The following is a 21,052-nucleotide window of genomic DNA, read 5'->3' on the forward strand; positions in this document are numbered from 1 at the left end:
GCCGGGCGGGTCCGCGTACGGGGGACGGGAGCCGGCGCATGCGCGGCACGGCACGACACACCTGCCTGACGGCACTGGCCGCCGGGCTTCTGGTGACGGCATGCACGGGGGTGCGACCGGGCGACGGCACGCACCGCGCGACCGGCACGCCCGCGGCGAAGACCTGCGCGAAGGGCACCTTCGCGTGGTCACACGTCACCACGCGTGACCGGCTGACCGGGGTGTCGCCCGTGGAGCGGCTGGGCTCGGACGGCGGGCCGCTGCGACAACCTCTGTGGCGGGTGTACACCCCCAGCCCCTCCGTGCGGGCCGACGGACCGGCACCGTCCGCCGCGGAGGTTCTCTTCTCGCTCGGGAAGAAGATCGGCGAGATCGATTCCGACGCGCCCACCCTGGCCGAGGCGGGCGGGGACACCTGGGCGTTCACGGACGTCCGGCTCCCCGCCCCCGAGCTCGACAACGACCGCATGACGCCCGAAGGCGGCGGCGACATGGCCCAGTACGCCGGTGTACGGGAAGTGGCGGCGGACTTCCGCTACACGTGCCCGGACGGCAGGACCGCCTCGGGCCATGCCGGCAGCTGGACGGTCGACATCGCCGGCCTGATCGACTGCCGCGAGCGCCCGGACTCGGCTCTCGGCCGGGCGGCCGCCCGGCTGGCTTGCCACGGCACCGTGTCCGACGGACCGGGACCCACCGGCGCTGAGCCCTTTTGAGCCGCTCTGACCTGCGCCGACACGGCCCGGGTCACCTCCGGGGGCCCGGACCCGTACCATGGGGTGAGGCCGTGGCATGTTGAGCCCGGCAGGGTCCGCGTAACACAGACGTACGCGACGGCCCCTTCCTCACACTCCGGGAGATCGCCGCTTTATGGCCACGCGCCACGACATCCGCAACGTCGCCATCGTCGCCCACGTCGACCACGGCAAGACCACCATCGTCGACGGCATGCTGAAGCAGGCCGGTGCCTTCGCCGCCCACCAGCTCGACTCGGTCGACGACCGCATGATGGACTCGAACGACCTGGAGCGTGAGAAGGGCATCACGATCCTCGCCAAGAACACGGCGGTGAAGTATCACCCCAAGGACGGCGGGGAACCCATCACCATCAACATCATCGACACCCCCGGCCACGCCGACTTCGGTGGTGAGGTCGAGCGCGGCCTGTCGATGGTCGACGGCGTCGTCCTGCTCGTGGACGCCTCCGAGGGGCCGCTGCCGCAGACCCGCTTCGTGCTGCGCAAGGCCCTCCAGCAGCGCCTGCCCGTCATCCTGTGCATCAACAAGACGGACCGCCCGGACTCCCGGATCGACGAGGTCGTCAACGAGACCTACGACCTCTTCCTCGACCTGGACGCCGACGAGGAGCAGATCGAGTTCCCGATCGTCTACGCGTGCGGCCGCGACGGCATCGCCTCGCTGACGAAGCCGGACAACGGCACGGTCCCGTCCGACTCCACCAGCCTGGAGCCGTTCTTCTCCACGATCCTGGAGCACATCCCGGCCCCGACCTACGACGAGGAGGCCCCGCTCCAGGCCCACGTCACCAACCTGGACGCCGACAACTTCCTCGGCCGTATCGCGCTGCTGCGCGTCGAGCAGGGTGAGCTGCGCAAGGGCCAGACGGTCGCGTGGATGAAGCGCGACGGGTCCGTCAGCAACGTGCGCATCTCCGAGCTGATGATGACCGAGGCGCTCACCCGCAAGCCCGCGGAGAAGGCCGGCCCCGGTGACATCTGCGCGGTCGCCGGTATCCCGGACATCATGATCGGCGAGACCCTGGCCGACCCGGAGAACCCGGTCGCCCTGCCGCTGATCACGGTCGACGAGCCCGCGATCTCCATGGTCATCGGCACCAACACCTCCCCGCTGGTCGGCCGCGGCGCCACCGGCAAGGGCGCCGACAACAAGGCGGCCGTCAAGGACCGCAAGGTCACCGCCCGCCAGGTCAAGGACCGCCTCGACCGCGAGCTGATCGGTAACGTCAGCCTCCGGGTGCTGGACACCGAGCGGCCGGACGCCTGGGAGGTGCAGGGCCGCGGCGAGCTGGCGCTGGCCATCCTGGTCGAGACGATGCGCCGGGAGGGCTTCGAGCTGACCATCGGCAAGCCGCAGGTCGTCACCAAGGAGGTCGACGGCAAGACGTACGAGCCGGTCGAGCGCATGACGATCGACGTGCCCGAGGAGCACATGGGCGCGGTCACGCAGCTCATGGGCGTCCGCAAGGGCCGCATGGACAACATGTCGAACCACGGCTCCGGCTGGGTGCGCATGGAGTTCGTGGTGCCCTCCCGCGGTCTCATCGGCTTCCGTACCGAGTTCCTGACCCAGACCCGCGGCACGGGCATCGGCCACTCCATCCACGAGGGCTTCGAGCCCTGGTTCGGCACGCTCCAGACCCGTAACAACGGCTCCCTGGTCGCCGACCGCTCCGGTGCGGTCACCGCGTTCGCGATGACCAACCTCCAGGAGCGCGGCGTGCTGTTCGTCGAGCCGGGCACCGAGGTGTACGAGGGCATGATCGTCGGCGAGAACTCGCGCGCCGACGACATGGACGTCAACATCACCAAGGAGAAGAAGCTCACGAACATGCGGTCCTCGACCGCCGATGTGACGGAGTCCATCGTCCCGCCCCGCAAGCTGTCGCTGGAGCAGTCCCTGGAGTTCTGCCGCGACGACGAGTGCGTCGAGGTCACCCCGGAGGCCGTGCGCATCCGCAAGGTGAACCTGGACGCCCGTGAGCGCGCCCGCGCCGCGAGCCGCGCCAAGCACGGCTGACGCCCTCCCGCACAGCGCACAGCACCGGGGACCCCGCAACGGCGCGGGGGACCCGGTGCTGTCCTGTTGAAGGACGGGCGACGCCCCTTGAAGGACGGGCGACGCCCGGGAACGCCGGGGAACGCCGAGGAAAAGGGTAGGGAAAACCCTTGATCTGCCTGCCGCGGCCGCCGCGGGAGGGCCACCGCCACTACCCTGCTGCGGAAGTGGCGCGCCTCACGATTCCGGCGTCGCACAACCTCCGTGCCGCACAGCCTCGTTGAGAGTGCGGCCGGCTCCGCTGGAACCCTGCACGGGGGCCGCGACGACCGCAAGCGGTTTTTCTCCCTCTCGCGTCCGGAATGCGGACAGCCGCCACCGATAGATGTGTAACAAGTCCGTTTCGCAGGGATCTTTCACCAAACCCTTTGTCCGGATTTTGGAAGATGTATGCGAGAGCTGTGATCGAACCGAGACCTCGAGAGTGTGGTTCGGTCCTGGCGTTTGGCAGATAGTTAGGCGCGTAGAGCTCGGACGAACGGGTCACTCGCCGGCAGCGGCGCAGACTCACGAGCGCGGGGGCACCTGACGATTTCCGGCACCGGCGACGGGCGGTGGCGGTGGTCCGTCTGTGCTCCCTTTGCGGTGAACCAATGACTTCTTAGGAGGAACCCATGCGCGGTGCCAGGAGCGCCAAGTGGGTCGCGGGGGCGATTGTGGTCGCCCTGGCCGCCACCGCCTGCGGCGGCGACAGTGATGGTGAGAGCAAGAGCAAGGGTTCCGGACCTGCCGGCTACGTGTCGATCGACGTCGGCGAGCCGCAGAAGCCGCTGATCCCGGCCGACACGAACGAGAGCAACGGCTCGTACGTGATCCAGTCGCTCTTCACCCAGCTGCTGGACTTCGACGCCAAGGGCGACATCGTCTACACGAACGCCGAGTCGATCACCACCGACGACTCGAAGACGTGGACGGTCAAGCTCAAGAAGGGCTGGAAGTTCCACAACGGCGAAGAAGTCACCTCCAAGTCGTACATCGACGCTTGGAACTGGTACGCCAACATCAAGAACAACCAGCAGAACTCCTTCTGGTTCCAGGACATCAAGGGCTACGACGATGTCCACCCGGAGAAGGGTGACCCGAAGGCCGAGGCCATGTCCGGCCTGAAGGCCGTGGACGACCACACCTTCACCATCGAGCTGAAGTACACGATGCCGTACTTCAACTACAAGCTCGGCTACACCACCTGGGCCCCGCTGCCCAAGGTCTTCTACGACGACCCGAAGGCCTTCGGCCAGAAGCCGGTCGGCAACGGTCCCTACAAGTTCGAGAAGTGGGACCACAAGAAGCTCATCCAGGTCAAGGCCTGGGACGGCTACCAGGGCCCGAACAAGGCCAAGAACAAGGGCGTCCAGTTCAAGGCGTACACGACCCTCGAGGCCGCGTACAAGGACGTCGTCTCCGGCAACCTGGACATGATCCGCCAGGTCGGCCCGACGGACCTGCCGAAGTACAAGCAGGACCTGGGCGACGGCGCCATCGAGCAGCCGTACGCGGCCATCCAGACGCTGACCCCGGCGTTCTACTCCAAGACCTTCAAGGACATCGACCCGAAGGTCCTGCAGGGTCTGTCGATGGCGATCGACCGCGACACGATCACCAAGACGGTTCTGAACAACACCCGTACGCCGGCCAAGGGCTTCACGCCGCCCGGTGTCAAGGGCTACCAGAACCTGGACACGGACGTGTTCACGTACAACCCGGCGAAGGCCAAGCAGCTCATCAAGGAGGGTGGCGGCGTCCCGGGCAACAAGTTCACCATCCAGTACAACACCGACGGTGGGCACAAGGAGTGGGTGACCGCGGTCTGCGAGTCCATCCGCAAGAACACCGGTGTCGACTGCACGGGTGACCCGAAGCCCGACTTCGCCACGGACCTCGAGGCCCGTGACAACGACCAGGTGAAGGGCATGTACCGCGGTGGCTGGGTCGCCGACTACCCGGTCAACGCCAACTTCATGAAGGAGCTGTACCACACCACCGCCGAGGCCAACAACGGTCGCTTCTCCAACAAGGAGATCGACTCGCTGATGAACAAGGCGGACAAGGCCAAGTCCCTGGACGAGTCCGTGAAGGCCTTCCAGGAGGTCGAGAAGAAGCTGGTCGAGCACATGCCGGCCATCCCGCTCTGGTACTACCGCATCAACGGCGGCCACGGTAAGAACGTCGACAACGTCAACGTCGACTTCCACGGTGACCTCGAAGTGTGGGCCGTCACCACCAAGTAAGAGGAGTCCTCCGGGCTCTTCCCACTCGGCCGTAAGCCCGCCGCCACCCAGGTGGCGGTGGGAGGTGCGGGGGGCCGTCTCACCACCAGGAGACGGCCCCCGCACCTGCGTTAACCCCTCACGGAGGCACCTATGGGGCGCTATGTCGCACGACGACTGCTCCAGATGATCCCGGTCTTCATCGGGTCAACCCTGCTCATCTTCTGCATGATGTACGCCCTGCCCGGCGACCCCGTCCGGGCCATGATGGGAGACCAGGCGTACGACCCGACGGTGGTCGCGAGCATCAAGAAGGAACTCGGCCTCGACCAGCCGCTCCTTCAGCAGTACGTGAACTACATGACCGGCCTGTTCCAGGGCGACTTCGGTACGCAGATCGCCAGTCAGCGGCCGATCGCCGACATCATCGCGGACGCGTTCCCGGTGACGATCAGGCTCACGATCTTCGCGTTCACCTTCGTCACGCTCGTGGGCATCGGCCTGGGTGTCGTCGCCGGCCTGCGCCCCGACACGCTGCGCGACCGCGGCCTGCTGACGCTGACGCTGGTCCTCGTCTCGATGCCGTCCTTCGTGCTGGGCTTCCTGCTGCAGTACCTGTTCGCGTTCAAGTGGTCGGTCACCACCCCCACCGTGACCGACTCGACGGACTGGGCTCAGCTCGCGCTTCCGGCCACCGTGCTGGCATCGCTCTCCCTCGCCTACGTCGCCCGGTTGACCCGCACGTCGATCGCGGAGAACCTGCGATCCGACTACATGCGCACCGCCGTGGCCAAGGGACTTCCGCGCCGACGCATCATCGGTGTCCACCTGATGCGCAACTCGCTGATCCCCGTGGTCACCTTCCTCGGTATCGAGGTCGGAAACCTGATGACCGGCGCCATCGTGACCGAGGGCATCTTCAACGTGCGGGGTATCGGCCTCGAGATCTACGACGCGCTCACCCGGCGGGAAGGTGCCACGGTCGTGGGCATCGCCTCGCTGATGGTGCTCATCTACCTCGCCGCCAGCTTGATCGTCGACCTGCTGTACGCGGTCCTGGACCCGAGGATCCGGTATGCCTGACAAGACCGTCGAAAAGAAGGTCGAAGCCCTTCCCGGCGACACCGTGAGCACCGCGGGCGTCGTGGTGGCGGAGGCCGGCCCGGCCCCCGACAAGCCGCGCAGCCTGTGGTCCGACGCCTGGCACGACCTGCGGCGCAACCCGCTGTTCCTGATCTCGGCCGCGCTGATCGTCTTCCTGCTGGTGATGTCGCTCTGGCCGGGGCTGTTCACCAGCGCCTCCCCGCGCGACGCCGACCTGGCCAAGCACTACCTCGGCAAGCCGAACTGGGGCCACTTCTTCGCCCCGGACTGGCTGGGCTACGACGTGCAGGGCCGCTCGATCTACGCCCGGGTCGTCTACGGTGCCCGCGCCTCGATCACCGTGGGTGTGGGCGTCACCGTCGCCGTGACCATACTCGGCACGATCATCGGCATGATCGCCGGCTACTTCGGCGGCTGGACCGACACCCTGCTGTCGCGGGTGACCGACATCTTCCTCGGCATCCCGTTCCTGCTCGGTGCCCTGGTGGTCCTCAACTCCTTCGACAACCGCACCGTCTGGGTCGTCATCATGGCCCTGGCCTTCCTCGGCTGGACCCAGATCGCCCGAGTCGCCCGCGGTGCCGTGATCACCATCAAGCAGGCCGACTACGTCGTGGCCGCCAAGGCACTCGGCGCCTCGACCTCGCGAATCCTGTTCCGGCACATCCTGCCCAACGCCCTCGCGCCCATCATCGTCGTCGCGACCATCGCGCTCGGCGGTTACATCGCGGCCGAGGCCACCCTGTCCTTCCTGGGCGTGGGTCTCGGGGACACGGCAGTATCCTGGGGCGGCGACGTGGCGCGAGGACGTGAGCAGCTCCGTATCGCCCCGCACACCCTGATCATCCCCTCGGTGATGGTGTCGATCACGGTGCTGTCGTTCCTGATGTTCGGCGATGCGGTACGCAACGCCCTCGACCCCAAGATGCGCTGAGGGAGGCGTACGTGACCATCATCGATGAAGTGGCCGGGAGTCCGGCATCGGACGGCTCGGAGGACACGGGCCGCCCGCTGCTCGAAGTCCGCGACCTGCACGTGGAGTTCCACACCCGCGACGGTGTCGCCAAGGCCGTCAACGGCGTCAACTACTCGGTGTCCGCGGGCGAGACGCTCGCCGTGCTCGGCGAGTCCGGCTCCGGCAAGTCCGTCACCGCCCAGGCCATCATGGGCATCCTCGACATGCCCCCCGGCCGCATCCCCAAGGGCGAGATCCTCTTCCGCGGCCAGGACATGCTGAAGATGTCCGCCGAGGAGCGCCGCAAGATCCGCGGTCAGCGCATCGCCATGATCTTCCAGGACGCGCTGTCCTCGCTGAACCCGGTGCTGAGCGTCGGCTACCAGCTGGGCGAGATGTTCCGCGTCCACCAGGGCATGTCCAAGAAGGACGCCAAGGCCAAGGCGATCGAGCTGATGGACCGGGTGAAGATCCCGGCCGCCGCGGCCCGGGTGAACGACTACCCGCACCAGTTCTCGGGCGGTATGCGCCAGCGCATCATGATCGCGATGGCGCTTGCCCTGGAGCCCGACCTGATCATCGCCGACGAGCCCACCACGGCCCTCGACGTGACGGTCCAGGCCCAGGTCATGGACCTGCTCGCGGACCTCCAGCGCGAGTACAACATGGGCCTGATCCTGATCACCCACGACCTCGGCGTGGTCGCCGACGTCGCGGACAAGATCGCCGTGATGTACGCCGGCCGCATCGTGGAGCGCGCCCCGGTCCACGAGCTGTACAAGCGCCCGGCGCACCCGTACACCAAGGGTCTGCTGGACTCGATCCCGCGCCTGGACCAGAAGGGCCAGGACCTGTACGCGATCAAGGGCCTGCCGCCCAACCTGACGCGTATCCCGTCCGGCTGCGCCTTCAACCCGCGCTGCCCCAAGGCGCAGGACATCTGCCGTACGGACATCCCGCCGCTGTACCCCGTCACCGAGCGCGACGGCGGCGAGCTGGTCGGGCGCGGCAGCGCGTGCCACTTCTGGAAGGAGACGATCCATGGCTGAGCTCGGCAAGACCGGCGGGCCGCAGGACGCCACGCCGAACGTCTCCGAGGTCGAGGTCGTCGACGCCTCCTCCGAGACGGAGGCGGTCGCGGCGATCGAGGCGCCGGTGGAGCGCGGCGAGCCGATCCTGCAGGTGCGCAACCTGGTGAAGCACTTCCCGCTCACCCAGGGCATCCTCTTCAAGAAGCAGGTCGGCGCGGTCAAGGCGGTCGACGGCATCTCGTTCGACCTGTACCAGGGCGAGACGCTCGGCATCGTGGGCGAGTCCGGCTGCGGCAAGTCCACGGTCGCCAAGCTGCTGATGATGCTGGAGAAGGCCACCGCGGGTGAGATCTTCTACAAGGGCCAGGACATCACCAAGCTGTCCGGGCGGGCGCTGAAGGCGGTCCGCCGGAACATCCAGATGGTGTTCCAGGACCCCTACACCTCGCTCAACCCCCGTATGACGGTGGGCGACATCATCGGCGAGACCTTCGAGATCCACCCCGAGGTGGCGCCGAAGGGCGACCGCCGGCGCAAGGTCCAGGAACTCCTGGACGTCGTGGGCCTCAACCCCGAGTACATCAACCGCTACCCGCACCAGTTCTCGGGCGGTCAGCGCCAGCGCATCGGCATCGCCCGGGGCCTCGCGCTCAACCCCGAGATCATCATCTGCGACGAGCCGGTCTCCGCGCTGGACGTGTCCGTCCAGGCGCAGGTCGTCAACCTGATGGAGAAGCTGCAGGACGAGTTCAACCTCTCCTACCTCTTCATCGCGCACGACCTGTCGATCGTCCGGCACATCTCGGACCGGGTCGGGGTCATGTACCTCGGCAAGATGGCCGAGATCGGCACCGACGAGCAGATCTACGACCACCCGACGCACCCCTACACCCAGGCGCTGCTGTCGGCGGTCCCCGTGCCGGACCCGGAGGCCCGCGAGGGCCGCGAGCGCATCATCCTGACCGGTGACGTGCCGTCCCCGGCCAACCCGCCCTCCGGCTGCCGCTTCCGCACCCGGTGCTGGAAGGCGCAGGACAAGTGCGCCGAGGAAGTGCCCCTGCTGGCGATCCCCACGCGCTTCGAGAGCGTGGACTCCCCGGCGGCGCACGAGTCGGCCTGCCACTTCGCCGAGGAGAAGGACGTCGTCCACGCGGCCTGACCTTCCCTCACGGTTCCCGGCACCCGAACGGGGGTGCCGGGAACCGGCGTTCCAGGAGACCGCGCCCGTGCTGCACCACGTCGAACTCTGGGTACCGGACCTGACCCGCGCCACCCGGTCCTGGGGCTGGCTGCTGGAGGGGCTCGGCTGGAGGCCGTACCGCTCCTGGGAGATCGGCCGCAGTTGGCGCCTGGACGGGACGTACCTCGTGCTGGAGCAGTCGCCGGCGATGCGCGCGGGTCCGCACGACCGTCTGCGGCCGGGCCTGAACCACCTCGCGTTCCACGCCGGCCCCGCCGCGCGCGTGGACGCGCTGGCCGCCGAGGCACCGGACCACGGCTGGACGCCCCTCTTCCCCGACCGCTACCCCCACGCCGGCGGCCCGGGGCACTACGCGGCCTACCTCGTGGACGGCGACGGCTTCGAGGCGGAACTCGTCGCGGCCGTGCCCGAGACCGGCTCGGACGACCCCCAACACCGTTAACACACAGGCAACTTCGCCGACCCTGGTCCGATATACGGACGCGTCAGGGTGGATGACGTACGGCCGTGCGGGTGCCGTGGGACGGGCCGGGGCGCGCCATGTCGCCCCGGCCCGTTGCCGTGCCGTCAGCGGGCGGTGAGCCCCAGGGCGCGCTGGAGGAAGTCGACCTGGAGGAGCAGCAGGTTCTCGGCGACCTGCTCCTGCGGGGTCATGTGCGTGACGCCCGACAGCGGCAGGACCTCGTGCGGCCGGCCGGCCGACAGCAGGGCCGAGGACAGGCGCAGCGCGTGGGCGACCACGACGTTGTCGTCGGCCAGGCCGTGGACGATCATCAGCGGCCGGTGCGGCCCGGCCGGTGCGGACAGCCCGCCGGCGGTGACCAGGGAGCTGCGTGCGTACGCCTCCGGGTGGTCCGCGGGGGTCCCGAGGTACCGCTCGGTGTAGTGGGTGTCGTAGAGGGACCAGTCCGTCACCGGCGCGCCCGCGATGCCCGCGTGGAAGACGTCCGGGCGGCGCAGGACCGCCAGGCCGGCCAGCCAGCCGCCGTAGGACCAGCCGCGGATCGCGACCCGGGACAGGTCCAGCGGGAACCGCCCGGCGAGGTCGTGCAGCGCCTCGACCTGGTCGTCCAGGGACAGCGTGAAGTCGTGGTGGATCGCCTTCTCCCAGGCGGGGGAGCGGCCCGGGGTGCCCCGGCCGTCGGCGACCACGACCGCGAAGCCCTGGTCCGCGAACCACTGCGAGGTGAGGTGCGCGTTGTGCGCGGCGACCACCCGCTGGCCGTGCGGGCCGCCGTAGGGGTCCATGAGCACCGGCAGGGGGGTGTCACCGTCGTAGTCCCGAGGCATAAGCACGGCGCACGGGACGCGGCGTGCGCCCCCCTCGGTGAGTGTCACGCGGGGGGACAAACCGGGGGCTTCTGTGTACGAGGGGACAGTCAGGGTCGGTTTTCCGTCGCGCAGGACCTGAGCCCGGGAACCTGGCCGGTCCAGCACCGCCGACACCAGGACGGTGACGTCCCCGGACCGCACCGCCGTGTGCACGCCCGGCTCCTGCGAGAGCCGCTCCACGCCCAGTTCGTTCACCCGGTACACGTGCACCTGGCCCGTCTCCGCGTCGGCGGCGTCCGCCCCGGCCGACGCCGAGACCAGCACGTCCGCGTCGGAGACGTCCAGCACGGCCCGCACGTGCAGCTGCGCCCCGGTCAGCGGCCGCTCCCCGACCGCCAGCACCCGCGCGCCCCCCTCGTCCGCGACCCGCACCAGCTGCCCGGAGGGGCTCCAGCACGGCACACCGGGGAAAAGTTCCAGCCATGTTGGATCTTCCTCGGCGTGCACCATCCGCGTCGCGCCCGTGTCCGGGTCCACCGCCAGGAACACCTGGCCGCGCTGATCGCGCGCCTGGACGAGCAGCAGCGGCGCACCCGCCGCTGACCAGTGGACACGCGCCAGATACGGGTAGCGCGCCCGGTCCCACAGCACCTCGGTGCGCGTCCCGTCCAGGCCCACGACGAACAGCCGCACCTCCGCGTTCGCGGTGCCCGCCGCCGGGTACGCCACCCGCTGCGGCTCCCGCTGCGGGTGCGCCGGGTCGGCGATCCACCACCGCTGCACCGGCGTGTCGTCCACGCGCGCCACCAGCAGCCGGTCCGACTCCGGAGCCCACCAGAAGCCCCGCGAACGACTCATCTCCTCGGCCGCGACGAACTCGGCCAGCCCGTACCCGACGTTCTCCGCCTCCGGCTCGGCGAGCGCCCGGTCGCCCGCGCCCTCCGCCTCCACCACCCGCAGGGCACCGCGCGCGGTGTACGCGACGAACCGCCCGTCGGGCGACGGACGCGGGTCGATCACCGGCCCCGGCACGGGCAGCTCACGGGCCGTCCCGGCCCGCAGCTCGGCCGTGAAAAGCCGCCCTGACAAGGCGAAAGAGGCCAGCTCCACCGCCGCGTCGGTGGCGTAGGCGACGATGCCGGCGCCGCCCTCCCGGCTGCGTTCGCGGCGGGCCCGTTCCTCGGGCGACAGGTCCTCCGCGCCCCCGCCGAGCAGGGCGCGCGGGTCGGCGGCGACGCGCTCCCCGCCCCCCTCCGGGTCGAGGACCCACAGCGCGTTCGCCCGGTCCGTACCGGAACGCGAGCGCAGGAACACGACACGCGAACCGTCGGGCGCCACGGTGAACGAACGCGGCGCGCCGAGCGTGAATCGCTGGGTGCGGGCGTGCCGGCGGGGGAAGGAGTCAGGCTCGGTCGTCATGCCCTGACCATATTGGCCATGCGCCCCCTTGTGCGGCCGTGCGCCGATCGATGCGCACGCGGGGATAGTTATGATCAATGTCGCATAGTGGGTATCAACCTGCTGGCTGCTGTACGGATTTACTGCCCCCAGTCCGACCCCCCGCGCCCTCGTGGATCTTTGGAGGTGAGCCGCCGTGGCACTCTCGATTTCGGCGGTGGTGCTGCTGGCGATCATCGTCTTCCTGCTGATCAAGAAGTCGGGGCTGAAGGGGGGACACGCGATCGTGTGCATCCTCCTCGGCTTCTACCTGGCCTCCTCGACCGTCGCTCCCACGATCAACGAGCTGACGAACAACATCGCGGGGATGATCGGCAGCATCAAGTTCTGAGCTTCGCGCGACCTCGTAGGCTGGGCCCATGACGGATCTGCCCGGCCGTCGTCTGCTGCTGGTGCACGCGCACCCGGACGACGAGTCGATCAACAACGGCGCGACCATGGCCCGGTACGCGGCCGAGGGTGCCCACGTCACCCTGGTGACGTGCACCCTCGGCGAACGCGGCGAGGTCATCCCGCCCGGGCTCGCGCACCTGAGCGGGGCCGCCCTCGGCGGGCACCGGCGCCGCGAACTCACCGAGGCGATGGGCGCACTCGGCGTCCGGGACGTCCGCCTGCTCGGCGGCGCCGGCCGCTACAGCGACTCCGGGATGATGGGCCTGCCCGACAACGACGACCCCGCCTGCTTCTGGCAGGCCGACGTCGACGAGGCCGCAGCCCACCTCGTGGAGGTCATCCACGAGGTGCGCCCCCAGGTCCTGGTCACCTACGACGACGAGGGCGGCTACGGCCACCCCGACCACATCCAGGCCCACCGCGTCGCCATGCGCGCGGCGGAGCTCGCCGCCGGGTCGGGCTGGGCGATCCCCAAGATCTACTGGAACCGGGTCCCCCGGCCCGTCGTCGAGGACGCCTTCGCGCGGCTGCGCGAGGACCTGCCGGGCACACCCTTCACCAAGACCGCCGAGGTCGGCGACGTGCCGGGCGTGGTGCCCGAGGAGCGTGTCACCACCGAGCTCGACGGCACCGCGTACGCCGCCGCCAAGGCCGCCGCGATGCGCGCCCACGCGACCCAGATCACCGTGGACGGGCCGTACTTCGTGCTGTCCAACGAGCTCGCCCAGCCGATCCTCACCACCGAGTACTACGAGCTGGTGCGCGGTGAGCGCGGTGCGGACCCCGGTGAGCGGGAGACGGACCTGTTCGCCGGCGTCGAGGGGGTCGCGTGAACGACCGGACGACCCCCCTGCTCGCCCAGCCGATGCGGCCGCCCTCCGCCGGGCGCCTGGGCGCGTACGCGGGGCTCTTCGTGCTCGGCGCCCTGGTCGGCGCGGCCGGGGCCCTGGTGCAGCCCGGCTGGTTCCCGGGCGGGCTGCTGCTCGCCCTCGCCGGTGAGGCCGGGGCCGTGCTCGGCGCCGGACGCCTCCTGCGGGCCCGGGCGGGGGGCGTGGCGGCCGCCGCGGGCTGGATGCTCGCCGTCATCCTGCTCACCGCCAGCCGTCCCGAGGGCGACTTCCTGTTCGCCGCGGGAAGCGGCTCCTATCTCTTCCTCCTCGGGGGCATCCTGGTGGCTGTGATCTGCGCCACCCTCACCCCCGGACGGCAACCGGACGGCGGCCCCGCCCGACTTGCCAAGTGACGTACCACTTCGCCTGACCGTGCCCGTGGGGGTCCGGTGTGACTTTCCCCAGCGGTGCCGGGATACGGGCGAGAAGTGGCCAGTATGGTGGTGCGCGCCGCCGAGCTGCCCGCGTGAGGTCGTGTCGGGCGGCGGAGCCAACCGGGAGAACCTGCCTTGAGTCGTGAAACTGACACCTCGTCCTCCGGGCCCAACGGGCGCGGCGGAGCCGCCTACCCGTCGGGTACGCCGCCGTACGGGACCCCGGTGGTCTCCGACGACGGTACGGACGCGGGCCGTTCGGCCACGCGGCCGGAGGAACGCAAGACCGAGACCACGCTGACGACCCGGATCCGGATCAACATCCCCGGGTCGCGGCCGATCCCGCCCGTGGTGATGCGCAAGCCCGTCACCGAGGCGGACACCGCCGACACGGACCAGGGTGCCGAGGCGCCCAAGTCCCCCGCTGCGGACCCCTCGCAGGGCGCGGGCACGGCCGAGCCGTCCGCCGCCGAGCCCGCCCAGCCTGCCGACGACAAGCCGACCAGCGACTGGTTCGCGCCACGCAAGTCCGGCTCCGGCAAGGCCGGTCCGGGCGGCGGCCCGGCGAACGGGACCGCGGCGCCGGGCGGTTCGGGACCGGCCGCGGGCGGTCCCGGCGCGGGAGGCCCGGGTTCTGGCGCTTCCGGCGCCGGGACGCAGGGCGGCGGCGCCGGCGCGCCGGGCGGGACCCGGCCGGGTGCCGGACGGCCCGGTGGCGTGGTCGGCTCCATGAGCGCGCCGGGCGGCTCCCGGTCCGGCGGCACGAACGGCTCCGGCCTCCCCGGCGGGGCGACCGGCGGTCCGGTCGCCCCCGGGCACGGCGGCGGCACGGGCTCCTTCGACGTCACCGAGGCACTGGCGGCGGGCCCGCTGGGCAACGGCCCGCGTCCGGCCCCGGGCGGCGGCGACGCCCGCCGCGACGAGCTGCCGTACTTCTCGGACAACGGCAGCGGCGGCCCGGGCACGCCGGGCGGCTTCGACGGGCCGGCCGGACCCACGGGCGGCCCGGTCACCGGGGACGGCCCGCTGGTCCCCCCGGCCGCGTCCGGCTTCGGCGGCCAGGCCAACCCGGAGGACACCGGTTCCTACAGCCTTCCCCAGGGCTCCGACGCGTTCGGCGCGGAGGGCGGCTTCACGGGGCAGGGCAGTCCGGAGGACACCGGCTCGTACAGCCTTCCCCAGGGCTCCGACGCGTTCGGCGCGCAGGGCGGCTTCGCGGGGCCGGGCAGTCCGGAGGACACCGGCTCCTACAACCTTCCCGGCGGCTCCGGCGTGCCCGGCGGGTTCAGCGACGCGCCGAACGGCACCGGTGCCTACAACGCGCCCGGCGGCCCGGGCGGTCCCGGCGGTCCGGCCTTCGGCGGGCCCGGCAGGCCCGGCGGGCCCGAGAACTTCAGCGACCCCGGCCGTCCCGGTGCCCCCGGCGGCCCGGGTGCCCCCGGCGCCTTCCGCGACACGGGCCGCCCGGGCGCCGCGGGCCCGCGGGCCACAGGCGGCGGCCCCGGCGCACCCACCGGCCCCTCGGCCGCCGGCGGTCCCGGCGCGGCAGGCCCCGGCGCGGGGCTGAGCGACGACACCGCCGTCCTCACCCCGCAGAAGCAGACCCCCGGACCGACGGACGGCCAGGGCTACCCGCCCCGGCACGACAACGTCTCCGGACACACCGTCACCAGCGGCATCCCCGTCGTGACCCCCGGCACCGGCTCGCCGTTCGGCCCGGGCACGCCCGGCGACGGACCGGCGCCGCACACGGCCCCGAAGCCCGGACCGGCCTCGCCGCCCCCGGCGAACTCGTCGAAGGCGCCGAAGAAGAAGGGCCGCAACAAGCTCGTCCTGCTCGCTGCCGGCCTGGTCGTGGCCTGCGGCGGCCTCTACGGCGCCGGCCTGCTGATGAACCGCACCGACGTGCCCAAGGGCACCACCGTGCTCGGCGTCGACATCGGCGGCACGACACGGGACGGGGCCGTGAAGAAGCTCGACGCGGCCTTCGAGGAGCAGGCGGGCAAGCCGCTGAAGCTGTCGGTGGACGGCAAGGCCGTCTCCCTCGACCCGGACAACGCGGGCCTCCAGTTCGACATGGACGCCACGGTCGACGCGGCGGCGAAGAGCGACTACAACCCGGTCTCCGTGATCGGCTCCCTCTTCGGCAACCACCGCGTCGTCACCCCGGTCATGCCGGTCGACGAGGAGAAGCTGCACGCCTCCCTCCAGGACGCGGCGGGCGCCACGGGCAGCTCGACCGACGGCACGATCACGTTCAAGGGCGGCAAGGCCGTCCCCGTCTACGGCAAGCCCGGCAAGGGCGTCGACCTCGACAAGTCGACGGCGGCGGTGGAGCGGGCGTACCGCGCCCAGGTGGAGACCGGCGCGGCGGGCACCGTCACCCTGCCGACCACCACCCGGCAGCCGACCGTGTCCGACGCCGAGGTCGACCGGGTGCTGAAGGAGATCGCGCAGCCCGCGATGTCCGACCTGGTCACCGTCCGCACCGACGCGGCCCACAGCATCGACTTCGGCCCGGTCTCCCTGCCGAAGATCCTCAGCTTCAAGGCCGTCGACGGCAAGCTCGTGGACACCTACAACCTCAAGGCGCTGCAGGAGGCCTACGGGCAGACCTTCGACGGCGTGCAGGTCGAGGGCGCGAGCGGCAAGCGGGACGTCATACCGCAGGACGTCGTCGCGGCCCTGCGCGACGCCCTGCGCGGCAAGACGCCCGCGGAGCGCGTCGGAGTCATCGACACCACGCCCAACTGATCCCGCCGCCCGCCGCGACGCGAGCCCCCGCCCCCCCGAGGGCGGGGGCTCGCGTCCGTCCTGCGCCCAGCGGACGCCCGGCACCGCCCGGGCTGCCGTTCCCGCGGCCGCAGCGGCCGCAGCGGCCGTACGGCAACGGCACAGGGGCGGTGGCCGCAGCGCCCCGGCGAGACGGCTCAGTTCAGCATCGCCCTGGCCGCGAAAGCCTCGCCCCGCACCCGCTCCGCGGCCCCCTCGTCCACCGCCGAGACGACCTCCGCATACGCCTCCAGCTCCGCCGCCCCGGCCACGAACTCGCCCCGCCGCACGAGCAGCTGAGCCCGCTCGTACCGCAGCCGCGCCGGGTGCGACGGCAGCAGCAGCGACAGCTCGACCGCCCACAGCGCCACGTCCGACCGCTCCGGGCGGGCCGCCGCCCACGCCCGCACGTTGTTCAGGATCCGCAGCACCACGTCCAGCGGATCCGCGGGCCGCAGCATCGCCGGCTCCAGGCCCGTCCCCGTCGCCCCGGCCACCAGCAGCTCCGCGTCCGGCCCGCTCAGCACCCGCCCCCCGTCGAAGGGGTCGGCGAGCACCTGGCCCTCGTCGGGCCCGAAACCCACCACGAAGTGCCCCGGCAGGGCCACCCCGTACACGGGCGCCCCGGCGCGCCGGGCCACCTCGATCCACACCACGGACAGCAGGATCGGCAGCCCCCGGCGCCGGGTGAGCACCGCGTGCAGCAGCGAGGACTCCAGCCGCCGGTAGTCGGCCGGGGTGCCGTGGAAGCCGAGCCGCTCACCGAGCAGGTCGCGCAGCGCGACGGCCCAGGCGTGCGGTCCGCCGGGCCGGTAGGGCAGCAGCCCGGCGAGCCGGTCGAGCTCGACCTGGGCGGCGTCCAGGCCCGCCTCGTCGAGGTCGCCGTCCGCCTCCGCGCCCACCAGCAGGCACAGCGTGGACAGGTCGGGGCGTGCGGACCGGGCCTCCTCGGCGAACCGCCGCCGCAGCTCGGCGGAGCGTTCCGGGGGTGGGGGGAAGGGGGGACGCATGGCTGGCTCGGGCCCTCTCACGACGTTTCGTCACCGGCCGGGCCGCCGGTGCTGTCCGGCTCCCGGTAGTGGTGGTAGGCATGGTGCGCGGTGAACCCCGTCCCGGCGTACAGCGCGCGCGCCGCCGCGTTGTCGGTCTCGACCTGGAGCCAGGCGGCCGACGCGCCCTCGTCCAGCGCCCGCCGGGCCAGCGCGGCCATCACGGCCGTGCCGAGGCCCCGGCGGCGCAGCGCCGGATCGACCTCCACGGCGGCGAACCCGGCCCACCGCCCGTCCACCACGCACCGGCCGATGGCGGCCGGCCCCGACGGCCCGGGCACGGTCGCGAACCACACGGACGGGCCGCCGTGCAGCACCCGCAGCGCCGCCTCGCCGACGCCCTTGCGCCGGTAGCGGGCCAGCCAGTCCTCGCCCGCCTCACGCGACAGGACGACCTCCGGCGGCTCCTCCGGGCCGGCGACGTCGGCGACCGGCGCCAGCGGCCCCACCCACAGCTCGGCGGTCACCTCCCGCACCCAGCCCCGCTCCTCCAGCGCGGCGCCGAGCAGCTCCTGGGTGCCCTCCGCGCCGGTCGCGGTCTGCACGTAGGCGGGCAGGCCGCGCGCGCCGTACCAGCGCCGTACGGCGTCGAGGGCCTCGTCGAGCGGCAGGTCCGGCTCGCCCAGCGGCAGCACGGAGTTGGCGCGGCGCGTGAACCCGGACGCGGCGCGCAGCTCCCAGTCCCCGAGCCGCTCGCTCTCCACGGGCGGCCAGGCCCGGGCGGCGACCCGGGCCAGTTCCTCGTAGGAGGCCGAGGGCCCGCGGCGACGCGCCGGGGCAGCGGGCACGACCTTGCCCGCGACCAGCGCGGACTCCGCGATGCGGACACGCTCGCCACCCCTGCGTGTGATCAGCAGCACACCGTTGTCCCATGATGTGAGAACACCGACCGTGTCGGTGAACTTCTCCACCGGAACCGGATGTTCGATCAAGCTCCGCACGGAGACCCGTTTGCCCACGTCAGCAGGCGTGATACGGACCTCGAGTCGCCCGGCGGCAGAGATTTCCACAGGTCAGTTCACCCCTCCTGTTCGGATCATGCCCAGGAACGGAGATACTAGGGGCGGGCATCGACGACGCCGCGCTCCCGCGCGCCAGGCGGCGGAGCCTGAGGAGGCCCGCCAGCGCCCTATCGAGGAGGAACGACAGCGTGACCTACGTCATCGCGCAGCCTTGTGTCGACGTCAAGGACAAGGCGTGCATCGAGGAGTGCCCGGTCGACTGCATCTACGAGGGCCAGCGGTCCTTGTACATCCACCCGGACGAATGCGTCGACTGTGGGGCCTGCGAGCCGGTGTGCCCGGTGGAGGCCATCTTCTACGAGGACGACACTCCCGAGGAGTGGAAGGACTACTACAAGGCGAACGTCGAGTTCTTCGACGACCTCGGCTCGCCCGGCGGAGCCAGCAAGCTGGGACTGATCGAGCGGGACCACCCGTTCGTCGCCGCGCTGCCGCCGCAGAACCAGTAAGGGCGGTCCGCGCCAGCGCCGCCTCGGTCCCGTACGGCCCGATCACCCGTTGATCGCCGTACGGGGCCGAGGCGTTCGCCGTCACCCGGCTCGTACGGCCAGAAAGTGAGCCAGAACCCGTGTCCGCAGTCTCCGACCGCCTTCCCGTCTTCCCCTGGGACAAGCTGACGCCCTACAAGGCCACGGCCGCCGCCCACCCGGACGGCATCGTGGACCTGTCCGTCGGCACCCCGGTCGACCCGGTCCCCGAGCTGATCCAGAAGGCCCTGGTGGCCGCGGCGGACTCGCCGGGCTACCCGACCGTCTGGGGCACGCCCGAGCTGCGCGACGCGATCACCGGCTGGGCCGAGCGCCGCCTCGGCGCCCGGGAGGTCACCCACCGCCACGTGCTGCCGATCGTCGGCTCCAAGGAACTCGTCGCCTGGCTCCCGACCCAGCTCGGCCTCGGCCCCGGCGACCGCGTGGCCTTCCCGCGGCTGGCCTACCCGACCTACGAGGTCGGAGCCCGGCTGGCCCGCGCCGCGTACGAGGCCTACGACGACCCCACCGCGCTGGACCCCGAGGGCCTGAAGCTCCTGTGGCTCAACTCCCCGTCGAACCCGACGGGCAAGGTGCTGTCGAAGCAGGAGCTGACCCGGACCGTCGCCTGGGCGCGCGAGCACGGTGTCCTGCTGGTCTCCGACGAGTGCTACCTGGAGCTGGGCTGGGAGGCCGACCCGGTCTCCGTCCTGCACCCGGACGTCAACGGCGGCTCGTACGACGGCATCGTCGCCGTGCACTCCCTGTCCAAGCGCTCGAACCTGGCCGGCTACCGCGCCGCCTTCCTGGCGGGCGACCCGGCGGTCCTCGGCCCGCTGCTGGAGATCCGCAAGCACGGCGGCATGATGACGTCCGCGCCCACCCAGGCGGCGGTCGTCGCGGCCCTCGGCGACGACGAGCACGTCCGCGTCCAGCGCGAGCGCTACGCCGCCCGCCGCGCCCTGCTGCGCGAGGCGCTGCTCGGCCACGGCTTCCGCATCGAGCACAGCGAGGCGAGCCTGTACCTGTGGGCGACGCGCGGCGAGTCCTGCTGGGACACCGTCGCCCACCTCGCGGACCTCGGGATCCTGGTGGCCCCGGGTGACTTCTACGGCCCCGCGGGCGCGCAGTTCGTCCGTGTGGCGTTCACGGCCACGGACGAGAGGGTGGCGGCGGCCGTACGGCGGCTGTGACCCCGTACGGGAACACGCGGACACGGCGAAGGGGTCCGGGGAGCTCTCCCCGGACCCCTTCGCCGTCGGACCGCCCGGCGCGTCAGCCGAGCGGCAGGCTCTTCACCGGCAGCGAGTCGGCCGAGGGCACGCCGCCCTTGGTCAGCGCGTCGGTGGGCAGGCCGCCCTGGGCCGAACCGGCGGTGTCGCCGACGAGCTGCCCGGCCGTGCCGGCCGCGTCACCGGCCGCCTGCTGCGCGACGGGCGTGGTCTTCTTGACCGCCTTGCCGCCGGTCTTGCCCGCGGCCGGCACCGCCTTCTCGACGGTCTTGCCGCCGGTCTCGCCCGCGGACTCGGTGACGTTCTGCGCCGCACCGTCGACGGTGCCGGCGACGTTCGCCCCGTCCAGGGCGGTCAGGCCACCGAGGTTCGGGGTGGCGGGCAGCTCAGGGGCCGCGCTGGCGGAGCCGGCCGCACCGACCCCGGCAGCCGCTCCCGCAGCGACGAGCAGCGCGGCACGGGCGATCCGGCGGGTCAGGGGGAGGGACATGGTGCTCCTTCGACGGGTGAAAACAGTGAGGATCGTGAACTGCTTGACCTGGTCCGGGAGTTGATCGACGGGCTGTTGATCGCCCCGGCTCGGACGCAGTGACTACCGCTCGAAGCCCGCGAAGGTTGCGGCGACCCGACGTAAAGAGTTGGTAATGCGTCGCATTATCGGCTGCGGATAAAAACGGTCAAAGGGGCCCTCGCGGAAAGGTGCGAGGAATCCTTCCCGCCCTTTGTTCCCAAGGGTTTTCGAGGTACGTGGGGTGAGCCTGCGAAAACCTGCGCACCCGGGCCCCGCGGCACCGTCCGGGCAACTCTC

Annotated in this window: 18 protein-coding genes; 14 read left to right on the top strand and 4 right to left on the bottom strand. The window is 71.5% G+C overall.

Annotation, left to right across the window (positions count from 1 at the left end; genetic code table 11):
- The first annotated feature begins 38 nt into the window (after nt 1-38).
- From ACFYWG_RS18290 to ACFYWG_RS18325, 8 genes are all read left to right on the top strand, one after another.
- Nucleotides 39-716, top strand: a complete 678-nt coding sequence (locus ACFYWG_RS18290; RefSeq protein ID WP_389202220.1) for a hypothetical protein — start codon at nt 39-41, stop codon at nt 714-716.
- Nucleotides 717-870: 154 nt separating this feature from the next.
- Nucleotides 871-2,778 carry a translational GTPase TypA gene (gene typA, locus ACFYWG_RS18295; protein ID WP_383505733.1) on the top strand — a complete coding sequence of 636 codons (1,908 nt, stop codon included), beginning with the start codon at nt 871-873 and terminating at the stop codon, nt 2,776-2,778.
- A 653-nt stretch (nt 2,779-3,431) separates the two neighbouring features.
- Nucleotides 3,432-5,045, top strand: a complete 1,614-nt coding sequence (locus tag ACFYWG_RS18300) for an ABC transporter substrate-binding protein (RefSeq protein WP_383505736.1) — start codon at nt 3,432-3,434, stop codon at nt 5,043-5,045.
- Between the two features lie 132 nt (nt 5,046-5,177).
- A complete protein-coding gene (locus tag ACFYWG_RS18305; protein WP_333932341.1) occupies nt 5,178-6,107 on the top strand; it encodes an ABC transporter permease in 930 nt (309 codons plus the stop codon).
- Nucleotides 6,100-7,062, top strand: coding sequence for an ABC transporter permease (locus ACFYWG_RS18310; protein WP_376334672.1), 963 nt, complete (start codon nt 6,100-6,102; stop codon nt 7,060-7,062). Before ACFYWG_RS18305 ends, ACFYWG_RS18310 begins: the two co-directional genes overlap by 8 nt.
- 11 nt (nt 7,063-7,073) lie before the next feature.
- The gene (locus tag ACFYWG_RS18315; RefSeq protein WP_383505740.1) at nt 7,074-8,132 is read left to right on the top strand and encodes an ABC transporter ATP-binding protein; all 1,059 of its coding nucleotides are present in this window, start codon (nt 7,074-7,076) and stop codon (nt 8,130-8,132) included.
- Nucleotides 8,125-9,273, top strand: a complete 1,149-nt coding sequence (locus tag ACFYWG_RS18320; protein WP_376334668.1) for an ABC transporter ATP-binding protein — start codon at nt 8,125-8,127, stop codon at nt 9,271-9,273. Before ACFYWG_RS18315 ends, ACFYWG_RS18320 begins: the two co-directional genes overlap by 8 nt.
- Before the next feature lie 67 nt (nt 9,274-9,340).
- Complete coding sequence (locus ACFYWG_RS18325; RefSeq protein WP_389202225.1) at nt 9,341-9,757, top strand: VOC family protein; 417 nt, start codon at nt 9,341-9,343, stop codon at nt 9,755-9,757.
- A gap of 125 nt (nt 9,758-9,882) precedes the next feature.
- On the opposite strand, the gene ACFYWG_RS18330 is transcribed toward ACFYWG_RS18325, so the two are convergent.
- The gene (locus tag ACFYWG_RS18330) at nt 9,883-12,006 is read right to left on the bottom strand and encodes a prolyl oligopeptidase family serine peptidase (RefSeq protein WP_389202227.1); all 2,124 of its coding nucleotides are present in this window, start codon (nt 12,004-12,006) and stop codon (nt 9,883-9,885) included.
- 175 nt (nt 12,007-12,181) lie between these two features.
- Here ACFYWG_RS18330 and ACFYWG_RS18335 point away from each other — a divergent pair, with 175 nt between their 5' ends.
- From ACFYWG_RS18335 to ACFYWG_RS18350, 4 genes are all read left to right on the top strand, one after another.
- Nucleotides 12,182-12,376, top strand: coding sequence for a hypothetical protein (locus tag ACFYWG_RS18335; protein ID WP_376334663.1), 195 nt, complete (start codon nt 12,182-12,184; stop codon nt 12,374-12,376).
- A gap of 28 nt (nt 12,377-12,404) precedes the next feature.
- On the top strand, nt 12,405-13,271 hold the full coding sequence (mshB, locus tag ACFYWG_RS18340) for an N-acetyl-1-D-myo-inositol-2-amino-2-deoxy-alpha-D-glucopyranoside deacetylase (RefSeq protein ID WP_383511781.1): 867 nt from the start codon (nt 12,405-12,407) through the stop codon (nt 13,269-13,271).
- Entirely contained in the window at nt 13,268-13,681 is a 414-nt protein-coding gene (locus ACFYWG_RS18345) for a DUF6113 family protein (RefSeq protein WP_376334659.1), read from the top strand. Before mshB ends, ACFYWG_RS18345 begins: the two co-directional genes overlap by 4 nt.
- Before the next feature lie 156 nt (nt 13,682-13,837).
- Entirely contained in the window at nt 13,838-16,456 is a 2,619-nt protein-coding gene (locus ACFYWG_RS18350) for a hypothetical protein (RefSeq protein ID WP_389202230.1), read from the top strand.
- A gap of 176 nt (nt 16,457-16,632) precedes the next feature.
- Here the strand turns inward: ACFYWG_RS18350 and ACFYWG_RS18355 are convergent, their stop codons facing one another.
- Nucleotides 16,633-17,484 carry a tetratricopeptide repeat protein gene (locus ACFYWG_RS18355; RefSeq protein ID WP_376332444.1) on the bottom strand — a complete coding sequence of 284 codons (852 nt, stop codon included), beginning with the start codon at nt 17,482-17,484 and terminating at the stop codon, nt 16,633-16,635.
- A gap of 17 nt (nt 17,485-17,501) precedes the next feature.
- The gene (locus ACFYWG_RS18360; protein WP_389202233.1) at nt 17,502-18,533 is read right to left on the bottom strand and encodes a GNAT family N-acetyltransferase; all 1,032 of its coding nucleotides are present in this window, start codon (nt 18,531-18,533) and stop codon (nt 17,502-17,504) included.
- Nucleotides 18,534-18,673: 140 nt separating this feature from the next.
- Here ACFYWG_RS18360 and fdxA point away from each other — a divergent pair, with 140 nt between their 5' ends.
- Nucleotides 18,674-18,994, top strand: a complete 321-nt coding sequence (fdxA, locus tag ACFYWG_RS18365; protein WP_014048159.1) for a ferredoxin — start codon at nt 18,674-18,676, stop codon at nt 18,992-18,994.
- 119 nt (nt 18,995-19,113) lie between these two features.
- A complete protein-coding gene (locus tag ACFYWG_RS18370; protein WP_383506001.1) occupies nt 19,114-20,205 on the top strand; it encodes a bifunctional succinyldiaminopimelate transaminase/glutamate-prephenate aminotransferase in 1,092 nt (363 codons plus the stop codon).
- 82 nt (nt 20,206-20,287) lie between these two features.
- Here ACFYWG_RS18370 and ACFYWG_RS18375 read toward each other — a convergent pair whose 3' ends face one another.
- On the bottom strand, nt 20,288-20,734 hold the full coding sequence (locus tag ACFYWG_RS18375) for an ATP-binding protein (RefSeq protein WP_376332450.1): 447 nt from the start codon (nt 20,732-20,734) through the stop codon (nt 20,288-20,290).
- Nucleotides 20,735-21,052 lie beyond the last annotated feature (318 nt).

Source organism: Streptomyces sp. NPDC003456, from assembly GCF_042878735.1.
Classification (GTDB): domain Bacteria; phylum Actinomycetota; class Actinomycetes; order Streptomycetales; family Streptomycetaceae; genus Streptomyces.

Excerpts from the sequence above, each read along its gene's own strand:
- ACFYWG_RS18290 (WP_389202220.1), top strand. The coding sequence starts at position 39 with ATGCGCGGCACGGCACGACACACCTGCCTGACGGCACTGGCCGCCGGG.
- typA (WP_383505733.1), top strand. The coding sequence starts at position 871 with ATGGCCACGCGCCACGACATCCGCAACGTCGCCATCGTCGCCCACGTC.
- ACFYWG_RS18300 (WP_383505736.1), top strand. The coding sequence starts at position 3,432 with ATGCGCGGTGCCAGGAGCGCCAAGTGGGTCGCGGGGGCGATTGTGGTC.
- ACFYWG_RS18305 (WP_333932341.1), top strand. The coding sequence starts at position 5,178 with ATGGGGCGCTATGTCGCACGACGACTGCTCCAGATGATCCCGGTCTTC.
- ACFYWG_RS18310 (WP_376334672.1), top strand. The coding sequence starts at position 6,100 with ATGCCTGACAAGACCGTCGAAAAGAAGGTCGAAGCCCTTCCCGGCGAC.
- ACFYWG_RS18320 (WP_376334668.1), top strand. The coding sequence starts at position 8,125 with ATGGCTGAGCTCGGCAAGACCGGCGGGCCGCAGGACGCCACGCCGAAC.
- ACFYWG_RS18330 (WP_389202227.1), bottom strand. The coding sequence starts at position 12,006 with ATGACGACCGAGCCTGACTCCTTCCCCCGCCGGCACGCCCGCACCCAG.
- mshB (WP_383511781.1), top strand. The coding sequence starts at position 12,405 with ATGACGGATCTGCCCGGCCGTCGTCTGCTGCTGGTGCACGCGCACCCG.
- ACFYWG_RS18355 (WP_376332444.1), bottom strand. The coding sequence starts at position 17,484 with ATGCGTCCCCCCTTCCCCCCACCCCCGGAACGCTCCGCCGAGCTGCGG.
- ACFYWG_RS18375 (WP_376332450.1), bottom strand. The coding sequence starts at position 20,734 with ATGTCCCTCCCCCTGACCCGCCGGATCGCCCGTGCCGCGCTGCTCGTC.